This window comes from Oceanobacillus luteolus (assembly GCF_042678205.1).
GTDB classification, from domain to species: domain Bacteria; phylum Bacillota; class Bacilli; order Bacillales; family Amphibacillaceae; genus Oceanobacillus; species Oceanobacillus luteolus.
The window spans coordinates 1-11,996 of record NZ_JBHUDE010000017.1 but is presented as its reverse complement, the minus strand read 5'-3'; the positions used below and the strand labels follow the sequence as shown (position 1 = coordinate 11,996).

Below are 11,996 nucleotides of genomic sequence, written 5' to 3'. Positions count from 1 at the left end.
ATAGAAGTTAAAGAACATGATTCCTTGTAAATAAAATAAACAGTAAAAGCAAGTACGTTTTTCATCTATATCCTACTGTTTTCAATTTAATGTCCCCGGATGAAAAACAGAAGCTGTCCTCATTCGGCAGCTTCTGTTTTTTGTTACCTATGAAAATTTAAATTGACTTGCATTTACGAGCACAACAATTAAAATACGATTGTCTTATTCCCATGAACAATAATGCGGTCTTCCAAATGCCATTTTACTGCACGGGACAGAACGCTGCGCTCAATCTCTTGTCCTATTTTCTTCATTGCAGCCACATCATCCCGATGATCCACTCGACCGATATCCTGCTCGATAATCGGACCTTCATCCAAATCATCCGTCACATAATGTGACGTGGCACCAATCATCTTCACTCCTCGTTGGAATGCGCGCTCATACGGCTTCGCACCAATGAATGCAGGTAGGAAAGAGTGATGGATATTGATTAACCGATTCTTGTATTCTTTTACAAAATCTGGTGTCAAAATCTGCATATAACGCGCAAGGACGACAAGATCAATATCATATTGCTCTAGTATCTTCTTTTGTTCCTCTTCTACTTGCTTGCGAATTTCAGGGTTTGCTGGAATGTAGTAAAATGGAATACCGCGTGATTCTACCATTTCTCTTACCGTTTCGTGGTTACTGATGACAACTGCAATATTAGCCATCAGATCTCCACTTTCCCACTCCCATAGGAGCTCAAGCAAGCAATGCGGCTCTTTCGATGCAAAAATCGCCACATTTTTTATATCATGCACATACATGAAGTCGTAATTCATTTCAAATTTATCTGCAATCAGAGAAAAATCCTTCTCCATGTTGCTTTTCTTTTTCAATAAGTCGGGACACTCATACTCGATACGCATGAAAAATTGCCCGCCCTCTGGATCTAGGGTATATTGGTCGGACGTCACGATATTGGCCCCGTGCTCATGGAGAAATTGGGATACTGTCGCAACTATGCCAGGTTGATCTGGGCATCGTATTAATAACCGTGCCCGGTTCTCATTTTCTTGTTGATATGCTTTTATTTTATTCTCTGAATAGGTATGCATGTTCTTCCCTCGCCTATAATTTATTTACTCACTAGACACTTTATGTAATTCTATTAAAAGCGTCAAGCAAATGAGCGCAAATCTTCACCATATCGGAAATCGTCGATGGAGGAAGAACTATTTAGATTTCCTTGCTCCTCTTTTCAGAACATCATTTCAATGTGATTGATAGTAAACATAACTTGTCAGATGCACCAACATCGCATTCCTTTTTCAAGCTAACAACCTGTACAAAACGTCGCTTATTATTTTTCCAGCTGTTTTTGGTGCGGTTTTACCCGGCAGTCCAAGAGCATGAATTGCTTTCAATCCCTTTCTATGAGCAAACTTGAAATCTATACCTCCAGGTTTGCTTGCGAGATCAAGAAGGAGAGTAGATATTTCAACTTGTGAAAGAACATGCTCATCTAAAATCAAATGAGGTATGGTATTGATACAGATATCAACCCCAGCCATATGTTCAGCTATCTCACCAATCTGAACCGGCTGCATTCCCATTTCAGTTATTCTTGCAAAGTCGGTATCTTTCCTGACAGCTACGCGGGTCTTGGCCCCTACATTCGCAAACAGTCTGGCTACCGTCATACCAACTCTGCCGAAGCCTAGCACCATTACATCTGACCCATGTATCGTAAAATCTGTCTCTTGAATGGCAAGATGTAACGTCGCTTCAGCTGTAGGAATAGAATTCATAATGGCAATGTCATCCCGGTCGGTCAAACATACCAGCTCTCTGTCCGCTAATCCACAGACCTCATCTAAATAGTCCGTTGAAATACCGGTGTATACGACACAATGCTCCGGCGTCTGTTTTAACATATCCAGTGATAGTTCCACAGATTGATCCGAATACACCGCTTCCACTTTACCTGCTTTATCTGTTCCGTTTAACGGGATTAAAATCGCATCAATTTGGCTGAAATCACCGGGAACTTCGTTATGGATATTGGAATCGGAAAATGTCAGTTGGTCATACCCATCTAAATAAATTACAATATCTTTTGCAGCCAATTGATTGATTACTTCTAGATACCTTTGGTCCCCACCTATGATGAAAAGTTTTGATCGCTTGGCCAAAGGAACACCTCCTTCATTCTTCAGTCTATTATTAGATGTAATGATTTATTAAAATGGATTGGTATTTCAATCTTAACAAATGATCGCAGCTTCAAGGGAGTACGAATAAAATTCAACCACCTATTTTTTTATGATGTCGCCTAATAGGACCGGCCGTATCGGGGGTTGCGCACGCTGGAGAACCGGTCTTGTATTACGTTGACAAGTTGCTAAGAGAATATTGCTCACCATCGGTTGGCAAACTCTTCCTTGGCAGTATCCCATCCCAACTCGAACCCTTTTTTTAATTCCCGGGAAACTGTTGCCCCCTTCCTCTATTGCACCTAGTATTTCTGAAAGGTAAACATCTTCACAACGGCAAATAATCGTGTCATCCATTTAAAAAAACCTCTTCCCCCAAATTCATTCATTTTTTCTGAACAAACCATATTCACTCCTCTTGCTTAAAATCGACTTAAAGAAAAGGAACGGATATCCATTTCAGGCTTTTCCCCGCATACAACTTGCGCCATGATTTTTCCTGATATAGGGGAAAGTGCCACTCCATCTCCTTCATGCCCAGCTGCGATATACAAGCTATCGATTCCGGAAACTGGACTCAAAATTGGCTTTCCATCCGGTGTATAGGGACGTAGACCAGTGAAGGACCGAATCATTCGGACTTTTTTCAAGCAAGGAAATGCCCGAATAGCTGCCTCACCTATCTTTCTCGTAATCTCTGGATTGGTTTCCGTTTTATCATATCCGATAAATTGTCGGGAACCACCAATTAATAGGGTGCCACTATGTGTTTGTCCAATTGCCAAACCTACTCCAAACGGATCTTTCTTATCATCCTCATGGTTTTTCTTTAATTTATTCGAAATATAGGAAGCACTGAGAATACCAACTTGAAGAAAGGATGGAAGTTTCTCAGACACAAGGATTTGTCCTTGCCTTGGAATAATCGGCACTTCCACCCCTAACGGCTTTAGCATCATTGGAGTCCATACCCCCATTGCCACTACAACTGCATCCGCATAGATCCGCTCCCCAGAAACTTCCACTCCAATCACCCGGTTATTATCTGTAATCAGACGTTTCACCGGTGAATTCAGTCTGATTTCCGCTCCAAGTTTTCGGGCAGCATTGGCAAATGCAAAGGAAACGTTCAACGGGTTGACTTCTGCATCCCCTTCCCACCAAGTGGAACCAATGATATCGTTTGATAATCCCGGTTGCCATTTCCTTGCTTCCTCACCCGAAATGAGCTTAACGTCAATTCCGGCTTTTTGCTGGCGCTCCACCATATGCTCCATTGCCTGCATTTCTTCCAGCGTTTCAATGATGATCATTCCACCACTTTTTCTATATTCAAGATCCACTTCCAGTTCGTCTTCCAGTTTTTCATAAATGTTAGCACTTTTAATGGCAAGCTCTAATGTTGGTCCAGGATTTTTTGATTGGAGCATAATCGCACGATCACAAGCTCCTGAAGTTCCCGACGCGATATCTTTTGCTTCCACTAGTGTGACTTCCACCCCGTATTTCGCAAGGTAATAGGCGGTAGATGTACCAATCAGTCCACCTCCTATTACGATTACTTTCTGACGCATAGGCACCCCCTACCACTCATATTTTAAGTCTCGCATCGCTTCTTAAATAAACCAGACGAGTAGTCCAATCGCTAAAAATAACAAAGAGTTTGGTAAAGCTAGGACCATCACTTTAAGTGGATCCACTTGTCTGTTGAGAATTCCACCGATTAATCCGCAAACAACAAATGCAGTCAGTCCAACAGGTGGCATATTCTGGCCGGCTGCTGCAATATGAGAAGCACCGAGTGAGATTAAAGTCGGATCAACATTCATACTTTCCATTATTGGCCCCAAAAAGGGAACGGTGACCGATTGGGCGGTTGTCTGGGAACCGGTGAGCATCCCAATAATCACCATGGAAGAGGCGCCCCCAATCTTCACCATCGAAGCCGTTAGCCCTTCTGTCATCATAGCTACCTTATCAATGAGACCAGATGCATAAAAGACCCCTACCATGATTCCAGCGCAAAGTTGGATTTGCACGGTTTGATTAACTTTTGACAATCCGCCTTTCAACACACCCTTTGTCTGATTCCGTACCGATGGGAAAATAAAACTGACAACAATCGCAACGATAATTGCTGTTACCACATGAAATGTCATCCCTTGTAAAATTGGAATCTCCTTCAGTGGATTCCAAATTGCTGCAAAAAATGCCCATTCCTCAAAAATATTATAACTAAACCCGGTATTAGCGATAACGATGGCAACTAACACAGCAAGCGGAATTAAGGTCTTCCAGCGTTCACGTAAAATTTGAGAAATCGATTTACTAGTTTTTAAATGGTCCGGCATCTTTCTTCCACGAACAAAACGGAAAGATTCTAGTATAGCGACAACTCCGATAATCGCGACCGTAAGATAGGAAAGTTTAATAACAGGACTCGGATCAATACCGACTAATGCAGAAGAAAGAAATACTCCTTGTGAAATCGGAGGCATAATAGAACCAATTGACGCCCCGACAAGAATGATCATCCCGATTTGTTCTGGTTTCACTTTTAATTCATGAAGTGAGTTAATAACGAGGAATCCAATGACTGTCGCAGCCGCTATCGCATCCCCTAAAAAAGAACCGGCGATAATTAGTGTAATGAATATTGCTGCAATCAGCCCTCTTGGCGAGTCGCCAAACAAAGACCGGAGACTATTTAAAGTCGTATCCATCGCCCCAAGCTTCACTTGAGACTCCGCATATAATGACCCGAAAATCGATAGCGCGATGACCCAGGACAACCGGTCAATTCCATCAACGAACGCCAGTAACGTTTCAAGCGGCCCAAGTCCGGAAATAATCGCCGAAGAAATAGAAGCAACCAACAAAGCTACCTTTATATTCCCGCCTATCTTCGGTATTTGCTTAATCAAAGCAATACTAAATAACAAGAGTAGCGGGATAAGGATTTCAAGCATCACCTGACCCCCTTGATTTATTATGATTTTCCCTTTCTAAAGGGCTTGATGGATATAATTTACCAAGGTTGTAATATCAAAAATCGGCAAATCCGTTACTTCTCTTAACGCCTGTTTATATGGCGGCATATTGGTACATTCCAAAATAATTGCTTTTAAGTCTGGATTTTTTGCAATCCATTCCGTCGTCACCTGTTGCATTTCTTCTGCAACAGCTCTTTCATCCAACTCGATTTCCTCTTCAATAATCGCACCTGCAAAAGCCGGCATATCTTCCAATCCTTCTACAACGATCGATTCGTTTCTGACGTTGACTCCCTTAAAATGTGCTGCTGTCAAACTCAATTTTGAAGCTGTCAGGACACCAATCGGTTCGCCGGCAATCATACTCACGAGCGGTATTTGCAATAAACTGGATGAGAAAAAAGGAACGGATAATTGGTTTTGTATCTCTTTTTGAAATAAAGCAAGAAATCCACAGCTCGTTGTAATTGCTTTTACCCCTTCATTTTCTAGTTCTCTTGCCGCTTTAACGAAGGATATAATTAACTTGGGGTCGCCTTGTTTTACTACCCGTGCAACACTCGCCCCTTTCACTTTTTTATAAACGACTGGAAAAGAAAAGGTATCGTGATTCCCAATGTCGCCTACTGGTCGATGGAACTTGGTATCCAACATGAGAACGCCAATTTTTGCTTGTGTCATCTGGACATCCCTGCACCTTTAATTAGCGGAAGCTTGAAACAGAAAATATGAACTAGATTCATCCGGTAACAGCACTTCCGACAATTTACTTGGGCAGTTATTTTCACCTCTCTTCTTTTCAATTTTTTTTAACATGTTTTCGACTCTATAAACGATAAAACTACAACTATCATTGAGGGAAAGTTTGATTACAAACTATGGATAACGCTTACATAAATATAATTATAAATATGATATTTAAACCCTGTTATTCCACAATAACTTTAAAAAATGGACGATTTAATAATAGACGTTCAACATATAATTACCGTTCTTAGATCCTGATTTCATGTAGCCTTTGTTATTTCCTCAACATTTCTGTCTGTACTATAGTTTCTCTTCATATATTTCATCTACATCTTGTTATAGAAAAACTAATAAGGATTTCTGGAATGTCCCCCCAGAAATCCTTATTTGCTTACTTGTCCCCATTTATCTACTTCATATGGCTTCAACCATGTTTCTACCTTCTCCGCTCCACCATGTTAATTCCAATCCCCATAGCGACGACACCAATCAATAACATGAACACAATCGGCAGAAGAATATCATTCCAATTTGCCTGGAATAACGTCACATCAACCATCGCTTCCACTGCATGGGACAGTGGAAAAATGTCGCCGATAAATTGTAAGACAGGGTTGGTGATCGTACCCGGCATCATATAGACGCCACTGACAACAGGAATAATCGGCAGAATGGAAGGTAAAATCATATAAAATTGTTCTGGCGATTTGACAAAACCGGCAATCAGCATTGCAACACTTACCATACTGAGTGCAAATACGGCAGCAATGGTTACGATCATGAGGAAGTTCCCTAAGTCATATCCCATTAAAAATTCATAGATGAGGAGAACCATCAATATTTGGAAAAAGCCTACAAGAAAGCTATAAATGAGATGCCCCATGTACATGCTCGTCTTGCTGACAGGTGATAGAATCATCCGGTTCCATACCCCACTCGCCTTATCGATGGTAATGCCATTAACTTTAAATCCGATCGTAAACATCGACGCAAACAGTGTAAATCCAAATAGTAATTGGATGCCCATATCATAATCTGCAATGGCCCCACCCTCCAATGACTTGGTCTCCACTTCGATCGGAGGATTTTTCATATATTCCTGTACTTCGGTTCTCAGTTCATCCATGTTTCCACTTCCTGCAACCGCCTGCAGCTGTGCTTCCTCAAGAAACACTTGATGAACTTCCTGCTCTATCATTTGAATACTCGGTTTATTGGAACTCGCAATCAAAAGAAAATCATCTTCCATGACGTGTACCGCTGCATCACTCGTTCCATGAATTACACCTTCACGGGCTTCTTCTTCATCTTTTATGACGAATTCAATATCACTGCTTTCATTTAACCGTTGCTCCCAGAATTCCTCTATTTCTTCTGATTCTGAACTGAATATGGCGACAGTCGTCTGGTCAATCCGCTCGGCATCGCCAAATATGACCGTTAACAGGATACTTATTGCCATGAAAAGTAAAATGATGAATGGTGCTCGTTTATCTTTCCAAAATTGAGCCAACATGACTGCTTTCATACGCTTCGCCCCCTTTTAGGAAAAGTGACATACCCAATTGCAAAAAAGACAACAAAGCTACCAAGCAAGAGGAGAGCACTTGGAATCAAGTTCTCTACTTGGCTCAATTGGATCCACTCGATCATCGCAATTTGTGTAATGCCGTTTGGTACCCAAGCCCCCATGTTTTGAAGCATCTCTGGAAGTCCTTGGATCGGGAAGAATCCTCCACCGATTAATCCAAAGGTTAAGACAACGAGTGACATGATTCCGTTTGCCATGTTCATATCTTTTATATTTAAAGCTAAGCTCGTGAATAATGCGGCAAGTCCAGCTATCGTTAAGGAATATATCGTCATCATCACAAAGAATCCAATCCAGAACTCCATCGATTTTCCTTCAAACACACCTAGTGCTATTTGTGCGACACCGATTGTAAGCAGCATTTGCAGCCAAACTAAACAAAAGGTGGCAAACATCTTCCCTAACAGAAAATGAATCGGGTTGCTGTTTGAAAGGATGATACGATCAAAGACATGCTCCCGTTTTTCGGTGTATGTTTTAATCGCTACTGTTTGAGATAGGAATAAAGCAAATAGTGCAGTCATTGCAACCGTCAAATATTGCAGCATCGTGTATGGTTCCACATTCTCCATCACTTCCCTGCCACCTGTCGGTAAATCAGGTTCGGTCCACGCACCCTCTGTGATACTTCCAAGCGCAAACTGATAATTCATCGTGCGGAGGAATTGATCCATTATATTTTGTAATGTCGTTACTTCGGAGGATCTTTTTTCTGTCATAATAACAAGTGATGCATTGGATGTCTCCCCCAATGCGAGTGAGGTTAATACATCATACGTAAATCCTTCTGGTATACGAATAATTGCATCAAGGTGTCCATTTTCCACTCGAGTCATCGCTTCCGATTCACTGATATCGTGTAAGTGAATCCACTCTTTCATATCATCGTTTTGAAGAAAGGATACGATGATATCACCAGGTGCAAATAGTGCTGCCTGCTGCATGAAGCTTTGCTTTTCTTCCTCTGATAGTTCCATACCTGTAAGCAACACTTCAAACTGCTCTATTCCCGCTGCAGTATCATCCTCTTGGATTAGCGCTACTTCTAAGTTCGTCGAATGATCATCTACTCCAAATATACTGGAGAATGCAAAATTCAAAACGACGATCAGTACAATCGGCAGCAACAGAGCTAATAAGACCTCTTTTCTGTCACGCCAAAACACAAGTACATCTTTTATAAAAAATGAATCCATATCTTTTCCCTCCCCACTAATCTCTCAATGTTTTTCCAGTTAAATGTAAAAACACATCCTCGAGACTTGGTACTTCTTGTTGGAAGTGAATCACTTGGATATGATGTCTTTCAGCAGCATGCACTAACTCACTTAACATATTGCTGCCTTTTTTCGAAATGATGCGGACACCATCTCCCGTTTCTTCTACACGGCGTACATGTTCAATCGCGCGGATTGCTTCCAGGAAGTTTTCACTGATTTTGCTGAATTGGACTTGTAACGTATCTTCACTGGATAAAATACTGAACAGCTCGGATTGGGTACCGGAAGCTACGATTTTACCGTGGTCCATAATGTACACGCGATCACATAATTGCTCGACTTCTTCCATATAGTGACTCGTATAAAGCACCGTCGTTCCTTGCTCTACATTTAATCTGCGCACGGTCTCCAGAATATGATTTCTTGATTGCGGATCAATACCGACCGTCGGTTCATCGAGGATAATGATTTTTGGATGATGCAATAATGCGGCAGCGATATTGACTCTCCGCTTCATCCCTCCGGAGAAAGTCTTCACCAAATCCTTCTGCCGTTCTGCCAATCCAACGAGATCCAAGACTTCTTGAATACGGGATTCCAGCTCTGCTTTCTTCACCTGATAAATCTTGCCAAAAAACTTCAGATTCTCATATGCCGATAATTCCTCATATAAAGCAATTTCCTGAGGAACTACCCCAAGCACTTTACGGATATCTGCCGGATTTTTAATCGTACTTTTCCCATTCAAAAGCACATCACCAGAAGTCGGCTTCATCAAGGAAGCAATCATGGAGATCGTCGTTGATTTCCCCGCTCCGTTCGGCCCAAGCAAACCAACAGATTCCCCTACATCAAGATACATATCAATGCCATCTACGGCTTTCTTTTCTTTAAATGTTTTGCTCAAACCCACTGTTTCAAGCATAACGAAACACTCCTTCATATGAACTAAATGTCTTACCTTCTTTACTGTATAAAAAAAGAAACAGTACAAACACTGTCTCTAGTCACGATTGCATAAAGTAAACATTACTTTCATCATTTTAATTCATTTTTCCATTACTTATTCCTGTCATCACACCAAATTATGGCGTATCGCATAAATCGCAAGCTGTGTCCTATCCCGTAAATCCAATTTGCTCAAGATTTGACTCGTATTATTCTTCACCGTACCTACTGATATCGCTAATCTTTCCGCGATTTCTCCATTACTCAATCCTTCCCCGATACATTTTAGAATCGCCCGTTCTCGTGGTGTCAGGGTAGGATCGGCTTCGTTAGTTTCATCCTTTTTCAGTAGAAGTGGCATTACTTTGGCAGCGACCTGGTCTTCAATTGACAATCCCCCAGTCAGTGCACTGCGTATCGAACGATGCAGAGATTCCGTGTCCCCTGTCTTTAAAATATAGCCGTTCACACCACTCTTTAACGATTCCAAAACATACTGATTATCGTCAAATGTCGTGAGAATCAATGTTTTCATATTCGGCCAACGTGAATGGATGACTTTCGCCGCTTCAATCCCATCCATCACTGGCATGCGGATATCAAGGATAACAATGTCAAATACATGTTTCTCACAAAGAAAGATCGCTTCTTTTCCATTACCCGCCTCCCCAGTCACTTTCATTTCCGGGTCGGACTCAATCATCATTTTTAAACCTTGCCGTACCATCGTCTGGTCTTCCGCTAATAATATTCGAATCATTGTCATCCCCCATATCTATTTCTAATGTCCCGCGCACGATGAATTGATCATCCGTTTGATACACTTCCAACTCACCGCCATGCTTCTCGAGACGTTCACGCATGGATTTCAACCCGAACCCTTCCTGAAACTTCCGATCCGATGTAAAACTATTGCTCACTTCAAAACGGAAAATTCGGCCGCCCGGTGCTTCAAATGAAATTTCCGCTACTCTCGTATCACTGTGCTTCATTATATTCGTCAATGCCTCTTGGACGGAACGATAAATGACGAAGGATTGCTCCCCCGATAGTGGTGCTGAGAACGCCCCATGTTTCACAGAGAAGTGGAACCTCATAAAACTCTCTGTTTCCAGTTTGCGGATTAATCGCAGGATGCCTGCCACACCTCCAGGCTCTGAAGCTTTCAGCGATTTTACAGCCCTTCTCGTTTCTTCCAAACTTTCACTTGCGAGCTGTTTCAAAACTTGTACTTTTTCCTTATCCTGTTCTTGCACTTGAATGCGATAAGCCTCAAGCTGCATGAGGAGGGCTGTCAGCTTATGTCCGACTGAATCATGGATTTCATGCGCAATCAGCATCCGTTCCTCCTGCCTCGCCATTTCTTCCTCCGTTACATTTCTCCTTCTTGCATTCCGGTATTCACTGATCAGCACATCGTAACGGACCTCCAGATCATCTTTGCGCTCCTGTGTTTTCTTATAATAAATGAATCCTGTGACTAAGAATAAAATGTAAATGATGACAAAACCTTGTGTGATTACGTTTAGTCCGGATAGTAATAAAGCAATAAGTAAACCTGCGAGGACGATACCTGACTGAATTAAACTCGCTCGTAACGACAGACGGAAAAAACCTTCTGCCAGATTTAATGTCAATACCAATAGAAGAAATGGATTGAATTCCGAAGCATTCCCGGGGTTAAAGATCAGAATCGCCAAGATACCATTTATACTGAGAAGTACTAGCAATGCTTTCGGTCTTTTTGCGAATAACGGGAAAATAAAAAGCAGAATAAAATAAAGGGCTGTACCTAACAATTTCCCCATCATCTCTTCGATCGGCTCATTCATATAAAGAATTGCCAACGGCCAAATGAGGAAATTCATACCTAGCCATATCCAATAGATTTTCATGTTCTCCGCTCCTTCACTCTGTTAAAAACGTAGCATAATAATAGTTGGAAGTCTAGAAGGCTTGAAGAGGAAGGCGAATAAAATTAATGGCAGCTTAGGATGCTTAATCTGATGGGAATTTCATGATGTTTAAAATGAGGTGGAATGATACTTCCATGTATTTTATTCATGACAAGAGAAGAGCTCTATTGCATGTTTTACCTCTAAACGGAAGCTGTTCGTGACTAGAGAACTGTTCTATTGTAAGTTTTACCGTAAAACAGACGCGATTCACGATAACGTCCTTATAATTGTGTAAAAAGGTATAAAATAATAGGTCATCTTCCAGACCCATGTTAAAATATTTTCGACCAAGAAAACAACACATGGAGGTAGGAAAAGATGACCCAAATAAATATTACTATAAATTTAGAAGA

11 protein-coding genes are annotated in these 11,996 nt (G+C 41.4%); all 11 read right to left on the bottom strand.

The window, feature by feature from the left end; translation table 11 throughout:
• Nucleotides 1–188: 188 nt before the first annotated feature.
• The 11 genes from purU to ACFSBH_RS04275 all read right to left on the bottom strand — a co-directional run bounded on the left by purU (nt 189) and on the right by ACFSBH_RS04275 (nt 11,580).
• The gene (gene purU, locus ACFSBH_RS04325; RefSeq protein WP_251512726.1) at nt 189–1,088 is read right to left on the bottom strand and encodes a formyltetrahydrofolate deformylase; all 900 of its coding nucleotides are present in this window, start codon (nt 1,086–1,088) and stop codon (nt 189–191) included.
• A 213-nt stretch (nt 1,089–1,301) separates the two neighbouring features.
• Nucleotides 1,302–2,165, bottom strand: coding sequence for a dipicolinic acid synthetase subunit A (dpaA, locus tag ACFSBH_RS04320; RefSeq protein ID WP_379596200.1), 864 nt, complete (start codon nt 2,163–2,165; stop codon nt 1,302–1,304).
• Nucleotides 2,166–2,285: 120 nt separating this feature from the next.
• Nucleotides 2,286–2,543: a (2Fe-2S)-binding protein gene (locus tag ACFSBH_RS04315; RefSeq protein ID WP_251512728.1), complete on the bottom strand. Its 258-nt coding sequence runs from the start codon at nt 2,541–2,543 to the stop codon at nt 2,286–2,288.
• 65 nt (nt 2,544–2,608) lie between these two features.
• Complete coding sequence (locus ACFSBH_RS04310) at nt 2,609–3,760, bottom strand: NAD(P)/FAD-dependent oxidoreductase (protein WP_251512729.1); 1,152 nt, start codon at nt 3,758–3,760, stop codon at nt 2,609–2,611.
• Nucleotides 3,761–3,802: 42 nt separating this feature from the next.
• Nucleotides 3,803–5,155: a TRAP transporter large permease subunit gene (locus ACFSBH_RS04305; RefSeq protein WP_379596197.1), complete on the bottom strand. Its 1,353-nt coding sequence runs from the start codon at nt 5,153–5,155 to the stop codon at nt 3,803–3,805.
• Between the two features lie 36 nt (nt 5,156–5,191).
• Complete coding sequence (locus ACFSBH_RS04300) at nt 5,192–5,860, bottom strand: aspartate/glutamate racemase family protein (protein ID WP_251512731.1); 669 nt, start codon at nt 5,858–5,860, stop codon at nt 5,192–5,194.
• Between the two features lie 502 nt (nt 5,861–6,362).
• Complete coding sequence (locus ACFSBH_RS04295; protein ID WP_251512732.1) at nt 6,363–7,454, bottom strand: ABC transporter permease; 1,092 nt, start codon at nt 7,452–7,454, stop codon at nt 6,363–6,365.
• Complete coding sequence (locus ACFSBH_RS04290; protein ID WP_251512733.1) at nt 7,451–8,713, bottom strand: ABC transporter permease; 1,263 nt, start codon at nt 8,711–8,713, stop codon at nt 7,451–7,453. Before ACFSBH_RS04290 ends, ACFSBH_RS04295 begins: the two co-directional genes overlap by 4 nt.
• A gap of 16 nt (nt 8,714–8,729) precedes the next feature.
• Nucleotides 8,730–9,662 carry an ABC transporter ATP-binding protein gene (locus ACFSBH_RS04285; protein ID WP_251512734.1) on the bottom strand — a complete coding sequence of 311 codons (933 nt, stop codon included), beginning with the start codon at nt 9,660–9,662 and terminating at the stop codon, nt 8,730–8,732.
• Between the two features lie 150 nt (nt 9,663–9,812).
• Nucleotides 9,813–10,445, bottom strand: coding sequence for a response regulator transcription factor (locus ACFSBH_RS04280; protein ID WP_251512736.1), 633 nt, complete (start codon nt 10,443–10,445; stop codon nt 9,813–9,815).
• On the bottom strand, nt 10,381–11,580 hold the full coding sequence (locus ACFSBH_RS04275) for a sensor histidine kinase (RefSeq protein WP_379596193.1): 1,200 nt from the start codon (nt 11,578–11,580) through the stop codon (nt 10,381–10,383). Before ACFSBH_RS04275 ends, ACFSBH_RS04280 begins: the two co-directional genes overlap by 65 nt.
• Between the last annotated feature and the right edge of the window lie 416 nt (nt 11,581–11,996).

Bases quoted from the DNA above. Each gene is read 5' to 3' on its own strand.
- purU (WP_251512726.1), bottom strand. From the start codon at position 1,088: ATGCATACCTATTCAGAGAATAAAATAAAAGCATATCAACAAGAAAAT.
- ACFSBH_RS04315 (WP_251512728.1), bottom strand. From the start codon at position 2,543: ATGGATGACACGATTATTTGCCGTTGTGAAGATGTTTACCTTTCAGAA.
- ACFSBH_RS04310 (WP_251512729.1), bottom strand. From the start codon at position 3,760: ATGCGTCAGAAAGTAATCGTAATAGGAGGTGGACTGATTGGTACATCT.
- ACFSBH_RS04305 (WP_379596197.1), bottom strand. From the start codon at position 5,155: ATGCTTGAAATCCTTATCCCGCTACTCTTGTTATTTAGTATTGCTTTG.
- ACFSBH_RS04300 (WP_251512731.1), bottom strand. From the start codon at position 5,860: ATGACACAAGCAAAAATTGGCGTTCTCATGTTGGATACCAAGTTCCAT.
- ACFSBH_RS04295 (WP_251512732.1), bottom strand. From the start codon at position 7,454: ATGAAAGCAGTCATGTTGGCTCAATTTTGGAAAGATAAACGAGCACCA.
- ACFSBH_RS04290 (WP_251512733.1), bottom strand. From the start codon at position 8,713: ATGGATTCATTTTTTATAAAAGATGTACTTGTGTTTTGGCGTGACAGA.
- ACFSBH_RS04285 (WP_251512734.1), bottom strand. From the start codon at position 9,662: ATGCTTGAAACAGTGGGTTTGAGCAAAACATTTAAAGAAAAGAAAGCC.
- ACFSBH_RS04280 (WP_251512736.1), bottom strand. From the start codon at position 10,445: ATGATTCGAATATTATTAGCGGAAGACCAGACGATGGTACGGCAAGGT.
- ACFSBH_RS04275 (WP_379596193.1), bottom strand. From the start codon at position 11,580: ATGAAAATCTATTGGATATGGCTAGGTATGAATTTCCTCATTTGGCCG.